Origin of the sequence: Streptococcus sp. oral taxon 058 str. F0407, assembly GCF_000235485.1 — a bacterium.
Classification (GTDB): domain Bacteria; phylum Bacillota; class Bacilli; order Lactobacillales; family Streptococcaceae; genus Streptococcus.
On record NZ_JH378888.1, the window covers coordinates 173370 to 191387 of the forward strand.

Annotated in this window: 16 protein-coding genes; 14 read left to right on the forward strand and 2 right to left on the reverse strand. The window is 41.4% G+C overall.

Features of this window, described 5'->3' with window-relative positions; translation table 11 throughout:
- Positions 1–2 precede the first annotated feature (2 nt).
- From rpoD to HMPREF9184_RS09665, 8 genes are all read left to right on the forward strand, one after another.
- A complete protein-coding gene (gene rpoD, locus HMPREF9184_RS05340; RefSeq protein ID WP_000201890.1) occupies positions 3–1112 on the forward strand; it encodes an RNA polymerase sigma factor RpoD in 1110 nt (369 codons plus the stop codon).
- 13 nt (positions 1113–1125) lie between these two features.
- A complete protein-coding gene (locus tag HMPREF9184_RS05345; RefSeq protein WP_033585983.1) occupies positions 1126–1455 on the forward strand; it encodes a metal-sulfur cluster assembly factor in 330 nt (109 codons plus the stop codon).
- A gap of 101 nt (positions 1456–1556) precedes the next feature.
- On the forward strand, positions 1557–2609 hold the full coding sequence (locus tag HMPREF9184_RS05350; protein WP_001013966.1) for a glycosyltransferase family 4 protein: 1053 nt from the start codon (positions 1557–1559) through the stop codon (positions 2607–2609).
- Between the two features lie 8 nt (positions 2610–2617).
- Positions 2618–3934 carry a glycosyltransferase family 4 protein gene (locus HMPREF9184_RS05355; RefSeq protein ID WP_001219453.1) on the forward strand — a complete coding sequence of 439 codons (1317 nt, stop codon included), beginning with the start codon at positions 2618–2620 and terminating at the stop codon, positions 3932–3934.
- A 22-nt stretch (positions 3935–3956) separates the two neighbouring features.
- Positions 3957–4148, forward strand: a complete 192-nt coding sequence (locus tag HMPREF9184_RS05360; RefSeq protein ID WP_001074502.1) for a PspC domain-containing protein — start codon at positions 3957–3959, stop codon at positions 4146–4148.
- Between the two features lie 43 nt (positions 4149–4191).
- On the forward strand, positions 4192–4326 hold the full coding sequence (locus HMPREF9184_RS05365; protein ID WP_000863854.1) for a DUF4044 domain-containing protein: 135 nt from the start codon (positions 4192–4194) through the stop codon (positions 4324–4326).
- A gap of 71 nt (positions 4327–4397) precedes the next feature.
- The gene (obgE, locus tag HMPREF9184_RS05370; RefSeq protein WP_000061651.1) at positions 4398–5708 is read left to right on the forward strand and encodes a GTPase ObgE; all 1311 of its coding nucleotides are present in this window, start codon (positions 4398–4400) and stop codon (positions 5706–5708) included.
- Positions 5709–5717: 9 nt separating this feature from the next.
- Positions 5718–5891, forward strand: coding sequence for a hypothetical protein (locus tag HMPREF9184_RS09665; RefSeq protein ID WP_000502572.1), 174 nt, complete (start codon positions 5718–5720; stop codon positions 5889–5891).
- Positions 5892–5946: 55 nt separating this feature from the next.
- On the opposite strand, the gene HMPREF9184_RS05380 is transcribed toward HMPREF9184_RS09665, so the two are convergent.
- A complete protein-coding gene (locus tag HMPREF9184_RS05380) occupies positions 5947–6417 on the reverse strand; it encodes an arginine repressor (RefSeq protein ID WP_001043008.1) in 471 nt (156 codons plus the stop codon).
- Positions 6418–6433: 16 nt separating this feature from the next.
- Positions 6434–8707, reverse strand: coding sequence for a Xaa-Pro dipeptidyl-peptidase (locus tag HMPREF9184_RS05385; protein WP_001212005.1), 2274 nt, complete (start codon positions 8705–8707; stop codon positions 6434–6436).
- A 266-nt stretch (positions 8708–8973) separates the two neighbouring features.
- Here HMPREF9184_RS05385 and HMPREF9184_RS05390 point away from each other — a divergent pair, with 266 nt between their 5' ends.
- The 6 genes from HMPREF9184_RS05390 (at position 8974) to spxR (ending at position 18005) form a co-directional block, all read left to right on the forward strand.
- On the forward strand, positions 8974–12075 hold the full coding sequence (locus HMPREF9184_RS05390) for a DNA polymerase III subunit alpha (protein ID WP_000561565.1): 3102 nt from the start codon (positions 8974–8976) through the stop codon (positions 12073–12075).
- Between the two features lie 80 nt (positions 12076–12155).
- A complete protein-coding gene (pfkA, locus tag HMPREF9184_RS05395; RefSeq protein ID WP_000820879.1) occupies positions 12156–13163 on the forward strand; it encodes a 6-phosphofructokinase in 1008 nt (335 codons plus the stop codon).
- 65 nt (positions 13164–13228) lie between these two features.
- Positions 13229–14734, forward strand: coding sequence for a pyruvate kinase (pyk, locus tag HMPREF9184_RS05400; RefSeq protein WP_001042801.1), 1506 nt, complete (start codon positions 13229–13231; stop codon positions 14732–14734).
- Positions 14735–14908: 174 nt separating this feature from the next.
- The gene (locus HMPREF9184_RS05405) at positions 14909–16168 is read left to right on the forward strand and encodes a UDP-N-acetylglucosamine 1-carboxyvinyltransferase (RefSeq protein WP_001227073.1); all 1260 of its coding nucleotides are present in this window, start codon (positions 14909–14911) and stop codon (positions 16166–16168) included.
- Between the two features lie 15 nt (positions 16169–16183).
- Positions 16184–16735, forward strand: a complete 552-nt coding sequence (locus HMPREF9184_RS05410; protein ID WP_001028739.1) for a GNAT family N-acetyltransferase — start codon at positions 16184–16186, stop codon at positions 16733–16735.
- On the forward strand, positions 16728–18005 hold the full coding sequence (gene spxR, locus HMPREF9184_RS05415; protein WP_000033805.1) for a CBS-HotDog domain-containing transcription factor SpxR: 1278 nt from the start codon (positions 16728–16730) through the stop codon (positions 18003–18005). Before HMPREF9184_RS05410 ends, spxR begins: the two co-directional genes overlap by 8 nt.
- Positions 18006–18018 lie beyond the last annotated feature (13 nt).

The following is an 18018-nucleotide window of genomic DNA, read 5'->3' on the forward strand; positions in this document are numbered from 1 at the left end:
TAATGGCAACAAAACAAAAAGAAGTAACCACATTTGATGTGCAAGTAGCAGACTTTATCCGTAACCACAAAAAAACAGGAACAGCAACAGATGACGAAATCAATTCAAGTCTGGTTATTCCTTTTGCCCTCGATGCAGACGGCATTGAAGACCTTTTGCAACGGATTCAGGATGCTGGTATTTCTATCACAGATAACGAAGGAAATCCAAGTGCGCGTGTTCTTAGTGCAGAAGAAGAACCAGAACTCAGCGATGAGGATTTGATTGGCTCAACTTCTGCCAAGGTTAATGACCCAGTCCGTATGTATTTGAAGGAAATCGGGGTTGTTCCTCTCTTGACCAACGAAGAGGAAAAAGAATTGGCCCTAGCAGTTGAGGCTGGTGATATTGAAGCCAAACAACGTCTTGCAGAAGCCAACCTTCGTTTGGTGGTTTCTATTGCTAAGCGCTACGTAGGGCGTGGCATGCAGTTTCTTGACTTGATCCAAGAAGGAAACATGGGTTTGATGAAGGCTGTTGACAAGTTTGACTATTCAAAAGGATTTAAGTTTTCTACGTATGCAACTTGGTGGATTCGTCAGGCAATCACTCGTGCCATCGCTGACCAAGCTCGTACCATTCGTATCCCAGTTCACATGGTTGAAACCATTAATAAGCTTGTCCGTGAACAGCGTAATCTCCTTCAAGAATTGGGCCAAGATCCAACTCCTGAACAAATCGCTGAGCGTATGGATATGACACCTGACAAGGTGCGTGAAATCTTGAAAATCGCCCAAGAACCAGTATCTCTTGAAACACCGATTGGTGAAGAGGACGATAGCCACCTTGGGGACTTTATCGAAGACGAAGTGATTGAAAATCCAGTGGACTACACAACTCGTATCGTTTTGCGTGAGCAGTTGGATGAAGTATTAGATACTTTGACTGACCGTGAAGAAAACGTTCTGCGCCTTCGTTTCGGTTTGGACGATGGGAAAATGCGCACCCTTGAAGATGTTGGTAAAGTCTTTAACGTAACTCGTGAACGTATCCGTCAGATTGAGGCCAAGGCTTTGAGAAAATTGCGCCAACCAAGTCGCAGCAAACCGCTTCGTGATTTTATTGAAGATTAGAGTGAGGATGAACATGGCTTATACAGAAGAGCAAATTGAAGCTATCAAAACACGTATTTTAAACGCTTTGGAAGAAGTAATTGACCCTGAGTTGGGAATTGATATTGTCAACCTAGGTTTGATTTATGAAATTCGTTTTGATGGTGAAACTGGTCACACTGAAATTGATATGACCTTGACAACTATGGGCTGCCCACTGGCTGACCTCTTAACAGACCAGATACACGATGCGATGACAGATGTGCCTGAGGTAACCAATACCGAAGTTAAATTGGTCTGGTATCCAGCTTGGACTGTTGAAAAAATGAGTCGCTATGCACGTATCGCCCTAGGAATTAAATAAACAGTAAAAAATAGGAGAGACGATTGGAAAATAGGGTAAATTCCTCTTTTTCCTCTGGTCTCTTCTTTCTTTTGCTGATTTTCTGGAAATAAAATGGTATAATGAATGGTATGGAAAACGAAAAATTGCGTGTCAATATGCTAAGTTCAAGTGAAAAGATAGCTGGTCAAGGAGTATCAGGAGCCTACCGTGAGTTGGTACGTCTCCTACATCGTGATGCCAAAGACCAGTTGATTGTTACGGAGAACCTTCCTGTAGAGGCGGATGTGACTCACTTTCATACCATTGACTTCCCTTATTATTTATCTACTTTCCAAAAGAAACGCTCTGGGAGAAAAATTGGCTATGTACATTTTTTGCCTGATACGCTTGAGGGGAGTTTGAAAATTCCATTTTTCTTAAAGGGAATTATCAAACGCTATGTTTTTTCTTTTTACAACCGAATGGAACACCTGGTGGTGGTCAATCCCATGTTTATCGAGGATTTGGTGGCAGCTGGTATTCCGCGTGAAAAAGTAACTTATATTCCAAACTTTGTAAATAAGGAAAAATGGCATCCACTGCCAGCTGACCAAGTAGCAAAACTTCGTCAAGAAATTGATTTAGCTGAGGATCAGTTTGTTGTTGTAGGTGCAGGTCAGGTTCAGAAACGTAAAGGAATTGATGACTTTATACGTCTTGCGGAGGAATTGCCAGAAATTACTTTTATCTGGGCTGGCGGTTTTTCATTTGGCGGGATGACAGATGGTTATGAACGCTATAAAAAAATTATGGACAATCCACCTAAAAATCTAATTTTTCCAGGTATTGTTCCTCCAGAGCGAATGCGAGAGTTCTACGCTTTAGCGGATCTCTTCTTGCTACCAAGTTACAACGAATTATTCCCTATGACCATCTTAGAGGCAGCTAGTTGTGAAGCACCGATTATGTTGAGGGATTTAGATCTATACAAGGTCATTCTCGAAGGGAATTATCGTGCTACAGGTGATGTTTCCGAGATGAGAGAAGCGATCCTAGAATACAAGAATGATCCTGAAGCTTTAAAAGACTTGAAAGAAAAAGCTCGTGAGATTTCTAAAGAGTACTCGGAGGAGCATTTACTGGAAATCTGGTTGAAGTTCTATCGGGAGCAGGCGACTCTAGGCAAGAAGTGAGGTAATCTATGCGAATTGGTTTATTTACTGACACCTATTTCCCTCAGGTTTCTGGGGTTGCGACTAGCATTCGAACCTTGAAGACAGAGCTTGAGAAGCAAGGACATGCAGTTTTTATCTTTACAACAACTGATAAAGATGTGAACCGCTACGAGGATTGGCAAATCATTCGAATTCCGAGTGTTCCCTTCTTTGCATTTAAGGATCGACGTTTTGCTTATCGTGGATTTACAAAGGCACTTGAGATTGCTAAACAGTATCAGCTAGATATCATTCATACGCAAACAGAGTTTTCACTAGGTTTACTAGGGATTTGGATTGCAAGAGAATTGAAAATTCCTGTTATTCATACCTACCACACTCAGTACGAAGATTATGTGCATTATATTGCTAAGGGTATGCTGATTCGTCCAAGTATGGTAAAATATCTGGTAAGGGGCTTCCTTCACGATGTTGATGGAGTGATTTGTCCAAGTGAGATTGTTCGGGATCTTCTATCTAAGTACAAGGTTAAGGTTGAAAAGCGTGTGATACCAACTGGTATTGAGCTAGCTAAGTTTGAACGCCCTGAGATTAAAGAAGAGAATTTAGCAGCCCTTCGACTTAAACTTGGGATTAAAGAAAACGAGAAAATGTTACTGAGTCTTTCTCGTATCTCCTTTGAGAAAAATATCCAAGCGGTCCTAGCCGCCTTCGCGCAGGTTTTGAAAGAAGAAGACAAAGTGAAACTGGTTGTTGCTGGTGACGGTCCTTATTTGGACAGTCTGAAAGAACAAGCCGTCCAGTTGCAAATTCAAGATCAGGTGATTTTTACTGGTATGATCGCCCCAAGTGAAACAGCCTTGTACTATAAGGCGGCAGATTTCTTTATCTCTGCATCCACTAGTGAAACCCAAGGCCTGACTTATCTAGAGAGTCTAGCCAGTGGAACGCCTGTCATCGCTCATGGTAATCCTTATCTGGATAATCTGATCAGTGACAAAATGTTTGGAACCCTCTACTATGGAGAACAGGACCTTGCTGGTGCAATATTGGAGGCCTTGATCGCCACTCCAGATATGGATGAGCAGAAGTTGGCTGACAAGTTGTATGAGATTTCTGCTGAGAATTTTGGGAAACGAGTCCATGAGTTTTATCTCGATGCCATTATTTCAAATAAATTTGAGCAGGAACTACGTGGCGACGAACCCATGACACAGCGATTCTTAAAAACTATTTTGTACCTACCTCAGCAGGCTGTTTCAACCCCAGTTAAAGAGTCCAAACGAATATTAAAGGCTTCTAAAAAGCAGTTGTCTAGCATCCGGGATTACTGGAGAGATTAGTAAAAATATAGGAGAACAAAAGATGGCGAAAAAATTTATGAGAAGTGGAAGAGACCAAAAAATTGGTGGTGTTTGTGCAGGAGTAGCCCACTATTTTGATATTGATCCCACCATTGTTCGTGTGATTTGGGGTGTTCTTGCTTTTTGTTATGGGGCAGGGATACTTGCTTACTTGATTTTATGGGTAATTGCACCTGTTTCTAGCGAATATTAAAAGAGAATCGGAATAGAACAAAGAGAAATAAAAAGGAGTTCAAATGGCTTTTGGAGATAATGGAAAACGTAAAAAAACAATGTTTGAAAAAGTAACGCTTTTTGTCGTGCTAATTATGTTGTTTGTAACCCTTGCTGGTATCTTTGCGACAGCACTTGGAGCTTTTAGCAGATTCTAAGCAAGTTGCTAAGATAGAAACAATAACTAATGACTGGGTTCTCCCCAGCCTTTTTAAAGTGAGAAGAAAATATGAGTATGTTTTTAGATACAGCTAAGATCAAGGTCAAGGCTGGTAATGGTGGCGATGGCATGGTCGCCTTTCGCCGTGAAAAGTATGTCCCTAATGGCGGGCCTTGGGGTGGTGATGGCGGACGTGGTGGTAACGTTGTTTTCGTTGTGGACGAAGGCTTGCGTACCTTGATGGATTTCCGCTATAACCGTCATTTCAAGGCCGAATCTGGTGAAAAAGGGATGACCAAAGGAATGCATGGACGTGGTGCAGAAGATCTTCGTGTTCGCGTACCACAAGGAACGACTGTACGTGATGCAGAAACAGGTAAAGTCATTACAGACTTGATTGAACATGGTCAAGAATTTATCGTGGCTCATGGCGGTCGTGGTGGTCGAGGAAACATCCGTTTTGCGACACCCAAAAATCCTGCACCTGAGATTTCTGAGAATGGAGAACCAGGTCAGGAACGTGAGTTGCAACTGGAATTAAAGATCTTGGCGGATGTCGGCTTGGTTGGTTTCCCATCTGTCGGAAAGTCAACTTTGCTTAGTGTCATCACTTCAGCTAAACCTAAAATCGGTGCTTACCACTTTACGACTATTGTCCCTAATTTGGGTATGGTTCGTACTCAGTCAGGTGAATCGTTTGCAGTAGCAGACCTTCCAGGTTTGATTGAAGGGGCTAGTCAAGGTGTTGGTCTTGGAACCCAGTTTCTCCGTCATATCGAACGCACTCGAGTTATCCTCCATATCATCGATATGTCGGCTAGCGAAGGGCGTGATCCTTACGAAGATTACCTTGCTATCAATAAGGAATTAGAATCCTACAACCTTCGTCTGATGGAGCGTCCGCAGATCATCGTGGCTAACAAGATGGACATGCCTGAAAGTCAGGAAAATCTTAAAACTTTCAAGGAAAAGTTGGCAGCAAATTACGACGAGTTTGAGGAACTTCCAGCAATCTTCCCAATTTCTGGATTGACCAAGCAAGGCTTGGCTCCCCTTTTGGATGCGACAGCTGAATTGTTAGATAAAACTCCTGAGTTCTTGCTCTATGACGAGTCTGATATGGAAGAAGAAGCTTACTATGGCTTTGATGAGGAAGAAAAAGCCTTTGAAATTAGTCGTGACGATGATGCTACATGGGTTCTTTCTGGTGAGAAACTCATGAAACTCTTTAACATGACCAACTTTGACCGTGACGAATCGGTCATGAAGTTTGCTCGTCAGTTACGTGGTATGGGAGTTGACGAAGCCCTTCGTGCGCGTGGTGCCAAAGATGGAGATTTGGTCCGAATTGGTAAATTTGAGTTTGAATTTGTAGACTAGGAGACTGATATGGGAGATAAACCGATATCATTCCGAGATGCAGATGGAAACTTTGTCTCTGCAGCAGACGTATGGAATGAAAAGAAACTAGAAGAATTGTTTAATCGTCTCAATCCCAAACGTGCCCTTAGATTGGCACGAGAAAAAAAAGACAATGAGAAGGCTGATAAAGAAGAAAAATAGCCTATCGACATTGATAAAACAGAACCCCGTGATTGGATTCATCACGGGGGATTTTTTAGTCATTGAAGAAAAAAGGTGGCGCAAATTTTTTAAGAATTTCAAAGCAAGTCTGTGCTTCTTCAGCATTTTCACAGATAAGAAGGCAGACATCATCACCACATACGGTAGCAATGATTTGTTTAAAATCGAGAGCATCAAGAACAGCTCCAAACGATTGGGCAAGACCTGGCAAGGTTTTGAGGACAACCTGATGCTGGACAGGGCGTAGCATGACCAAGCCATCCTCCATATAGTTTTCCAAGCGTTTTTCCCATTTGGAGATGGAACCGGTATTTAAAACATAGTAAGAATTATCTTCTTCTCGCACTTTTGAGAGGTTCATGGTTTTGATATCGCGTGAGAGAGTGGCCTGTGTGACTTGAATATCATTTTCAGCTAGTAAGGCTTGCAACTCTGCTTGTGTATGAATCTTATTTTTAGCTACAAGTGCACGGATGAGTTGGTGTCTATGTTCAGATTTATTCATATGAGACGAACTCCTTTTATGAGGGGATGGTGATCGTAGACTGTGCTAAATCAACAGTCAAGTGATAGTCTGTATTATCTCGGATTGTGATCTCAAAGTCAGTTGTATAGAGGACTAAACGAAGAGTATCTCCTTCTTTAAGTTTGTAGATAGTTGGTTGAAGCTCTAGCTTGAAGTTCATCCATTCATTTGGTTGGATTTCTTCAATCGTCAAGAGATTAGTTCGATTTTGAAGATTGAGGTAGCCTTTGGAGATGACACGTTGGGGACTTGGATTAAATGGCAATTCGCAGAGATTTTCAAGCATGTGATAGCGACCGTTGTCCATGGTTCTAGCACTTAAAACAGCTGGATAAGGCTGTAGATATTTCTTTTGTCCAAGTTCTAGCAGTTGGGCTGATAATAAGCCCTTGTTTGTACTTGATTTGACACGAAGTTTCAGCTCCACTCGACCATTTAAATGAATGTCTTGACTTACTGGAAGGTCAATGGTGATCTGATTGGTTTTTCCTTGGTAAAGTTCTGTGTTGAAGGTTTGGTAAGTCTTGCCATAACGCTCAAAATCTTTTTGATCATACCGGTTCTGAATCACTTTTTCTTCAGTTCCAAGTGAGAAAGTATGCGATTCATCTTGCTCGCCAAAGGTATCAAGACTCTGCCATGTTTGCGGTGCTGTATTGTCCTGCCAGATAACAGTAGGAAGTTGATAGCCTGAGTCAAGTCCTAACAATTTTTTACTTAACAAGGCATTCATGGACTCGCGGAAGTCTATGGACTGCCAGTTATTCATATAAACATGGGCACCATGATGGAAAAAAAGGTGCTTGCGAATATTGTCAGGAAGAGCATGAAACATTTGATAAACATGAAGTGGTTTGACGTTCCAATCCTGAGAACCATGCGTAAAGACGACCTCAGCTTTAACCTTGTGAGCATTGAGTAGATAGTTGCGGTCATGCCAAAATTGATTGTAGTCACCAGTCTTGCGATCTAATTGTTCTTTTACCTTCTCTAAGTCTGCCTGATGAGCTCCATTACCACGAATATAATCACCAGCTAGGAGATTACGGGAGTAGGTCAATTCAGCAAGTGAGTCAAAATCCTCACCTGGATAACCACCAGGGCTGGTTACCAGACCATTTTCACGATAGTAGTTGTACCAAGAAGAAATTCCTGCTTCAGCGATGATCACTTCCAAGCCATCAACACCGGTTGTCGCAAGACCATTGGACATGGTGCCCAGATAAGAAATACCTGTTGTGGCAACCTTTCCATTAGACCAGTCAGCCTTGATCTCGCGTTTGCGCGTATGGTCAGTAAAGGCACGGCAACGACCATTGAGCCAATCAATGACATTTTTATATGCCTCAATCTGCAGGTAGTCCCCATTGGTCATGAGACCTTGGGAATCCTTGGTTCCAACACCTGATACATAGAGATTGGCAAATCCTCGTGGGAGGAAGTAATCGTTGAGAGTGTAAGAGCTATTGATGTGAGTTAGCTTTTCTTCAGCCTCAGAAACGACTTTTGCTTGACCAAGAGGTTCGACTAAATTCAGCTTAGGTTCCTCAAGTTCAATGGTGTGGGGCGGTTTGACCTCAAGCTCTCCTTCCATCTTGTAGAGAGCCTTGTCGCTGGCTTTGTCGTTGGTGCCTTGGTGATACGGACTTGCAGTCATAACCGTAGGGATCTGTCCCTCATAGCGAGGACGAATAATACTAACCTTGACTAAGTCAGGTAGACCGTCTTCATCAGTATCCACACGACTCTCTACATAAACAACTTCACGAATGACATCGTGACTAGAGAAGGTTGCCAAGCTCTTGCCGTTAAAGTAGTGGTAGTGATTATCTTCTGCAATTAGTCCATCACTAACAAGCTGGTCGATGAGCGTATTTCCCTTTTTGGTTCGAGTGTTGAGCAAATGGTAGAGATTTTCAATCAAATCTCCATAAATAATAGGAAATCCAGTTTCTTTACGGAATTGTTCAGCATCTTCAAAGTCAATAAGAAAGTTGAAGCCTAGAATTTGAAAAACTACAGTATAGAAAATATCAGCAGTCAACTCTTTATCAGACTGAAAGAAGCCCAGTAGATCCGTTTCTCTATCTGCAGCTAGGGTGGATAGAGCATAATCGGTATTGGTATAAGTGAAAAAACTCCAGCGGACAAATTGTTCAAGTTGTTTTTTTGATGATTGTTCTGGTACCAGCTTCAAACCAAGTTGGGATAACTCGCGCAAAACTTGCGAATGAGAAACCGGCAAGTAGCTGAATTGATTAAAACGCATGGCGCTCTCCTTTAGAAATATTCTAAATTTAGTATATCAAAAATAAGGTAAAAAAGATATTGTTGACCTATGATGAAGTCAATTTAAAAGGAAGCCGAAACAGAGATCAAACTATCTTAAAACGTGGGGATTTCAGCACAATAGCATTCAGATTTTGAGAATAACTTAGTTTTATAGGTGAGAGTGAAAGGAATGGTCTTCTACCTTTTCATTCTAGTTTTTAAAATGGTATAATAGTACTATATCTAAAGCAAGGAGGAGATGGAATGATTGCGCAGCTCGACACCAAGACTGTTTACAGTTTTATGGAAAGTGTGGTCTCGATTGAAAAATATGTACAAACAGCTAAAGAGTATGGCTATTCTCACCTTGCTATCATGGATGTGGATAATCTCTATGGAGCTTATCACTTTTTAGAAGTGACTCGAAAATATGGAATCCAACCTTTAATTGGTCTTGAAATGACCTTGATTATAGACGAGAAGGCGATTTCTTTCCGTTTTCTAGCCCTATCTACTAAAGGTTACCAAGAGTTGATGAAGTTATCCACTCTAAAAATGACTGGTCGAAAAAATTGGTCTGACTTTACCAGTCACCTTGAGGATATTGCTGTTATTGTTCCTTATTTTGATGGAATTGAAAAGCTGGATTTGGGACTTGAATATTTTATCGGTGTTAGTCCCGATACTCACCAAGAAGTCTTTACCAAACCCATTCTTCCACTGTATCAAGTCAACTCTTTTGAAAAAGAAGATATACAAGTTCTGCAAATCTTATCAGCAGTCAAGGATAATGTCAGTCTGAGAGAAGTGGATGTGCATTCACAGCAAGGGATTTTTTTACCTGCCTCAGACTTAGAAGCAAGATTTGAAAATCGCTTCCCTCAGGCGCTTACCAATCTTCAAGGACTGATAGAGAATGTTAGCTACCAACTTGATCCAAGTTTAAAACTCCCTCGCTTTAACCCAGAAAGACCAGCGGTAGAAGAACTTAGAGAGAGAGCTGAGCAAGGGTTGATAACCAAAGGGCTAACCTCAGCTATCTATCGTGAACGACTGAATGAAGAATTAGCTGTGATTCATGATATGGGATTTGACGACTATTTCCTTGTGGTTTGGGATTTGTTGCGTTTTGGACGTTCTCAAGGCTACTACATGGGAATGGGGCGCGGGTCTGCTGTGGGTAGTTTGGTCGCCTACTCACTTGACATCACAGGGATTGATCCAGTTGAGAAGAACTTGATTTTCGAGCGCTTTTTAAATCGTGAGCGTTACACCATGCCTGATATCGATATTGACATTCCAGACCTTTATAGACCAAAGTTCATTCGTTATGTTCGTGATCGGTATGGAAGTCAACACGTGGCACAGATTGTCACTTATTCGACCTTTGGAGCAAAACAAGCAATTCGTGATGTTTTCAAACGCTATGGTGTTCCAGAGTACGAATTAACAAATATTACGAAAAAAATCAGCTTCCGAGATACGCTAACGACGGCCTATGAAAAGAATTTGCAATTTAGGCAGGACATCAATAGCAAGATTGAATACCAAAAAGCTTTTGAGATTGCTCGAAAGATTGAAGGTTATCCTCGTCAGACCTCTATCCATGCGGCAGGAGTAGTTATGAGTGACCAAGATTTGACGGACTATATTCCGCTAAAATATGGTGAGGATATGCTCATCACCCAGTATGATGCTCATGGTGTTGAAGCCAATGGACTTCTAAAAATGGATTTCCTCGGTTTACGTAACCTGACTTTCGTACAGAAAATGCAGGAATTGCTTGCGGAATCAGAGGGTGTTCATCTAAAAATCGAAGAGATTGATCTGGAAGACAAAGCAACCTTGGCCCTCTTTGCGTCTGGAAATACGAAAGGTATTTTCCAATTTGAACAACCTGGTGCCATTCGACTCTTGAAACGAGTTCAGCCGCAAGCCTTTGAAGAGGTAGTAGCCACAACCTCACTCAACAGACCAGGGGCAAGTGATTATATTGATAATTTTGTGGCTCGTAAGCATGGCAAAGAAAAGGTGTCGGTGTTAGATCCTGTCTTGGAGGACATTCTGTCAACAACCTACGGTATTATGCTCTATCAAGAGCAGGTCATGCAGGTAGCTCAGCGCTTTGGAGGATTCAGTCTTGGTAAAGCCGACATTCTCAGACGTGCCATGGGTAAGAAAAATGCTAAAGAGATGCATCTGATGAAGGAAGATTTTATCTCTGGTGCAGTTAAACTCGGCCATTCAGAAGAAAAAGCCAATCAAGTTTTTGCAGTGATGGAAAAGTTTGCAGGCTATGGATTTAACAGATCCCACGCCTATGCCTACTCAGCCCTGGCTTTCCAGCTTGCTTATTTCAAGACCCATTATCCAGCTATTTTCTTCCAAGTCATGTTGAATTATTCAAGCAGTGACTACATTGTAGATGCTTTGCAAATGGGATTTGAAGTGGCACCTTTAGCGATTAACAGCATTCCCTATCATGATAAGATTGCCCATGAGAAGATTTATCTTGGTTTGAAAGCCATTAAGGGGATGCCGAGAGATTTTTCCTATTGGATCATTGAAAATCGTCCCTTCCCAAGCATTGAGGATTTCGTCACACGTCTTCCTAAGAATTACAAGAAACTATCGCTTTTGTCTCCTCTGGTTGAACTTGGGCTCTTTGATGAATTTGACAAGAACCGTCAGAAAATCCTAGTGAATTTGCCCAACCTATTTGTCTTTGTTGAAGAGTTGGGAGGACTCTTTGCGGATGCAAACTATAGTTGGACTGAGGCTGATGATTTTACAGAAGCAGAGAAATTTTACAAGGAGCAGGAACTGATCGGGGTTGGTATCAGTGCCCATCCTATCCAAACACTTGCCAAACATGCCCTTTATCCAACGACACCCATTGCTACTCTCACTGAGGGGAGTCAAGCAACACTCCTAGTTGAAGTGCAAAAACTAAAAGTGATTCGAACCAAGAAGGGTGAGAGTATGGCCTTTCTACAGGTTCATGATAGTAAGTCTCGGATGGATGTGACTGTATTTTCGGATCAGTATCGAAAATTCGCCTCTATCCTATCCGAAGGAAAATTCTACTACATCAATGGCAAAGTTCAATCCCGAGATGGTCGTCTGCAAATGATTGCACAAGATTTGAAAGAAGCAGTCGCTGAACGCTTCTGGATTCAAGTTAAGAATCATGAATATGATAAAGAGATTTCAACTATCTTGGAACAATATAAAGGCTCAATTCCTGTTATTATCAGGTATGCAGAGGAAGAAAAAACAATTGTTTCCTCCCGTCATTTTGTAAAAAAAGATCCTACTTTAGAGGAGAAATTAGAGGGAATTGCTATGAAAACGATTTATCGCTAAAAATACGAAAAATAGAAGAATTTTCAAATGAAATGTGGTATAATCAATAAGAATGTTAAAAGAAAAAGGAGCAAAACCAAATGAAACGTATTGCTGTTTTGACTAGCGGTGGAGACGCCCCTGGTATGAACGCTGCCATCCGTGCAGTAGTTCGTCAAGCAATCTCAGAAGGAATGGAAGTCTTTGGTATCTATGATGGATACGCAGGGATGGTTGCCGGTGAAATCTATCCACTTGATGCTGCTTCAGTTGGAGACATCATTTCACGTGGTGGTACTTTCCTTCACTCTGCTCGTTACCCTGAGTTTGCACAACTTGAAGGTCAACTTAAAGGGATTGAGCAGTTGAAAAAACACGGGATCGAAGGTGTCGTTGTAATTGGTGGTGACGGTTCTTATCACGGAGCTATGCGCTTGACTGAGCATGGATTCCCTGCTATCGGACTTCCAGGTACAATCGATAACGATATTGTAGGTACTGACTTCACAATCGGATTTGATACTGCAGTTACTACTGCAATGGATGCGATCGATAAGATTCGTGATACATCATCAAGTCACCGTCGTACTTTCGTTGTTGAAGTAATGGGACGTAATGCTGGTGATATCGCACTTTGGGCAGGTATTGCAACAGGTGCTGATGAAATCATTATCCCTGAAGAAGGCTTCAAGATGGAAGATATCGTAGCTAGTATCAAAGCTGGTTATGAATGCGGTAAAAAACACAACATCATTGTTTTGGCTGAGGGAGTTATGTCTGCCGATGAGTTTGGTAAGAAACTCAAGGAAGCAGGAGATACTAGTGACCTTCGTGTGACTGAGCTTGGGCATATCCAACGTGGTGGTTCACCAACCGCTCGTGACCGTGTATTAGCGTCACGCATGGGAGCACACGCTGTTAAACTTCTCAAGCAAGGAATCGGTGGTGTCGCTGTTGGTATTCGTAATGAGAAAATGGTTGAAAACCCAATTCTTGGAACAGCAGAAGAAGGAGCCTTGTTCAGCCTAACAGCTGATGGCAAAATCGTTGTTAACAACCCTCACAAAGCTGACCTTGAACTTGCTAGCTTGAACAAGAGCTTGTCCTAATCAACTTTAACTAATCTGGTAAAATGACCATGAAAGGTCAAATTATATAAAGGAGTCACAAAATCATGAATAAACGTGTAAAAATCGTTGCAACTTTGGGTCCTGCGGTAGAAATCCGTGGTGGTAAAAAATTCGGTGATGACGGATACTGGGGAGAAAAACTTGATGTTGAAGCTTCAGCTCAAAATATTGCAAAATTAATTGAAGCAGGAGCGAACACTTTCCGTTTCAACTTCTCACACGGTGACCATCAAGAACAAGGTGAGCGTATGGCAACTGTTAAACTTGCTGAAAAAATTGCAGGTAAAAAAGTTGGTTTCCTTCTTGATACTAAAGGACCTGAAATCCGTACTGAATTATTCGAAGGTGACGCAAAAGAGTACTCATACAAAACTGGTGAAAAAATCCGTGTTGCAACTAAACAAGGAATCAAATCAACTCGCGATGTGATTGCTTTGAACGTTGCTGGTGCACTTGACATCTACGATGATGTTGAAGTTGGTCGCCAAGTATTGGTTGACGATGGTAAACTTGGTCTTCGTGTTGTTGCTAAAGACGATGCAACTCGTGAATTTGAAGTTGAAGTTGAAAACGACGGAATTATCGCTAAACAAAAAGGTGTAAACATCCCTAACACTAAGATTCCTTTCCCAGCACTTGCTGAACGTGATAACGATGATATCCGTTTCGGTCTTGAACAAGGTATCAACTTCATCGCGATTTCATTCGTACGTACTGCGAAAGACGTTAACGAAGTTCGTGCAATCTGTGAAGAAACTGGTAACGGACATGTTCAATTGTTCGCTAAAATCGAAAACCAACAAGGTATCGACAACTTGGATGAAATCATCGAAGCTGCTGACGGTATCATGATTGCTCGTGGTGACATGGGTATCGAAGTACCATTCGAGATGGTTCCAGTTTACCAAAAAATGATTATCACTAAAGTTAACGCAGCTGGTAAAGTTGTTATCACAGCAACAAACATGCTTGAAACCATGACTGAAAAACCACGTGCCACTCGTTCAGAAGTATCAGACGTATTTAACGCTGTTATCGACGGTACTGACGCAACAATGCTTTCAGGTGAGTCTGCAAACGGTAAATACCCACTTGAATCTGTTCGTACAATGGCAACAATTGACAAGAATGCTCAAACCCTATTGAAAGAATATGGTCGTTTGTCATCAGTTAACTTGGCACGTAATTCTAAGACTGAAGTTATGGCTTCAGCTGTTAAGGATGCAACTAACTCAATGAATATCAAGTTGATTGTTACCCTTACTAAGACTGGTCACACTGCACGCTTGATTTCTAAATACCGTCCAGATGCAGATATCTTGGCAATCACTTTCGATGAATTGACTCAGCGTGGATTGATGTTGAACTGGGGTGTTATTCCAGTAACAACTGAACGTCCGTCAAACACTGATGATATGTTCGAACTTGCCGAAAAGATTGCAGTAGAACAAGGTTTGGTTGAATCTGGTGATGATATGATTATCGTTGCAGGTGTACCGCTTGGAGAAGCTGTCCGTACAAACACAATGCGTATCCGTACAGTACGTTAATCTAAACTTATAAAAGCCTATCATATCAAGCTTCATGGCTTGTGTGATGGGTCTTTTTTCTATTTTAGAAGATAAAAAGAGAGAGAATTTTATTAAACAGAAATGGGAAAAATAGGAGAACTATGGTATAATAGAATGCAGAGACCTTTTTAGTAAATTTTGAAAGAGTATAACATGAGAAAAATTGTCATCAATGGTGGACATCCATTGCAAGGTGAGATCACCATTAGCGGTGCTAAGAATAGTGTTGTAGCATTAATCCCTGCTATTATACTGGCAGATGATGTTGTCACTTTGGATTGTGTCCCAGATATTTCAGACGTTGCTAGTCTTGTAGAGATTATGGAAATCATGGGAGCGAAAGTAAAACGCTACGATGATGTTTTGGAGATTGATCCTAGAGGTGTTCAAAATATTCCTATGCCTTATGGCAAGATCAATAGCCTTCGTGCATCTTATTATTTCTACGGAAGTCTTTTAGGTCGCTTTGGTGAAGCTACAGTTGGACTTCCTGGCGGATGTGATCTGGGACCTCGTCCTATTGATCTTCATCTCAAAGCTTTTGAAGCTATGGGAGCCAAGGTGAGCTACGAGGGAGACAATATGAATTTGTCTGCCCAAGGTAAGGGACTTCATGGTGCAAGTATTTACATGGATACCGTTAGCGTTGGTGCGACGATTAATACCATGATTGCGGCTGTTAAGGCTAAGGGACGGACTGTTATTGAAAATGCGGCTCGTGAACCAGAAATCATCGATGTGGCCACCCTTTTGAATAACATGGGGGCCCACATTCGTGGTGCAGGGACTGATATTATCATTATTGATGGTGTTGAGAAACTTCATGGAACGCGTCACCAAGTCATTCCAGACCGTATCGAAGCGGGGACCTATATTTCACTTGCAGCAGCGGTTGGTAAAGGAATCCGTATTAACAATGTTCTTTATGAACACTTAGAAGGCTTTATCGCCAAACTGGAGGAAATGGGTGTTCGTATGACGGTCTCTGAAGATAGTATCTTCGTTGAAGAACAATCTGATTTGAAGGCTATCAATATCAAAACAGCTCCCTATCCTGGGTTTGCAACAGATTTGCAACAGCCTATCACGCCACTTTTGCTGACAGCTCAAGGTCGTGGTACTATTATTGATACCATTTATGAAAAACGTGTCAACCATGTCTTTGAGTTAGCAAAAATGGATGCGGATATTACAACTACAAATGACCATATTTTCTACACTGGTGGACGTGTTCTGCATGGTGCCAAGGTGAAAGCGACAGATCTTCGTGCAGGTGCCGCACTTGTGATCGCTGGTTTGATGGCTCAAGGTCAGACTGAAATTACAAATATTGAGTTTATCCTTCGTGGTTACTCAGATATTATTGAAAAATTGCGTAGTCTTGGAGCAGATATTACACTCGTTGAAGACTAAACCGTTGAGGTGATTATGAATATTTGGACCAAATTAGCAATGTTTTCTTTCTTTGAAACGGAGCGCTTGTATTTGCGTCCTTTCTTTTTTAGTGACAGCAAAGCCTTTTATGAAATTGCTTCTAATCCTGAAAATCTACAATTTATTTTTCCTAGTCAAGCAAGTTTGGAAGAGAGTCAATACGCACTTGCCAACTATTTTATGAAGGCTCCTCTAGGTGTCTGGGCAATTTGTAACCAAGACAATGAGGAAATGATTGGCTCCATTAAATTTGAAAAGATCGATGAAATCAAGAAAGAGGCAGAAATTGGTTATTTCTTAAAAAAGGATTATTGGTCTCAAGGTTTTATGACAGAAGTAGTTACCAAGCTATGTCAGCTTTCATTTGAAGAATTTGGTTTAAAACAATTATCCATCATCACTCATCTGGAGAATCAAGCTAGTCAGAAAGTTGCCTTAAAATCGGGATTTAGTCTCTTCCGACAGTTTAAGGGGAGCGATCGCTATACACGAAAAATGAGGGACTACCTTGAATTTCGATACATAAAAGGAGAGTTCAGTGAGTAAACACCAAGAAATCTTAAGTTATCTGGAAGAGTTACCAATAGGAAAACGTGTCAGTGTTCGTAGCATTTCCAATCACTTGGGTGTCAGTGATGGGACGGCTTATCGTGCCATTAAAGAAGCTGAAAACCGTGGAATTGTAGAAACTCGACCTCGTAGTGGAACCATTCGTGTCAAATCTCAGAAAGTGGCGATTGAAAAACTGACCTATGCAGAGATTGCAGAAGTAACCTCATCTGAAGTCTTGGCTGGTCAAGAAGGTTTGGACAGAGAATTCAGCAAATTTTCCATTGGGGCGATGACCGAGCAGAATATCTTATCCTATCTGAATGATGGTGGTTTGTTAATCGTCGGAGACCGTACTCGTATTCAGCTTTTGGCGCTGGAAAATGAAAATGCAGTTCTGGTGACGGGTGGTTTTCATGTGCATGAGGATGTACTGGAACTTGCCAATCAGAAAGGAATCCCTGTTTTACGAAGCAAGCATGATACCTTTACAGTTGCGACCATGATCAATAGAGCTTTGTCAAATGTGCAGATTAAGACAGACATTTTAACAGTTGAAAAAATCTATCGTCCTAGCCATGAGTATGGCTTTTTGAGGGAAACGGACACAGTGAAAGACTATTTGGACTTGGTACGTAAGAACAGAAGTAGTCGTTTCCCAGTCATTAATCAACATCAAGTGGTTGTTGGGGTTGTTACCATGCGAGATGCGGGGGATAAATCACCCAGCACAACGATTGACAAGGTGATGACTCGTAGTCTCTTCCTGACAGGATTGGCAACAAATATAGCTAATGTCAGTCAACGGATGATAGCAGAAGACTTTGAGATGGTCCCAGTCGTGAGAAGCAATCAAACTTTGCTCGGGGTGATTACAAGACGAGATGTCATGGATAAGATGAGTCGTTCTCAGGTTTCAGCCTTGCCGACTTTTTCAGAGCAAATTGGTCAGAAGTTGTCTTATCATCACGACGAAGTTGTGATTACAGTTGAGCCCTTTATGCTTGAGAAGAACGGAGTTTTGGCAAATGGTGTTCTTGCTGAAATTTTAACTCATATGACACAGGATTTAGTGGCAAATAGCAGACGCAATTTAATTATCGAGCAGATGCTAATTTATTTCTTGCAGGCTGTGCAGATAGATGATACTCTGCGAATTCAGGCTCGTATTATTCATCATACCAGACGCTCAGCTATTATTGATTACGATATTTATCATGGTCATCAGATTGTTTCAAAAGCAAATGTTACAGTTAAAATCAATTAGAATCTAGGAGAAA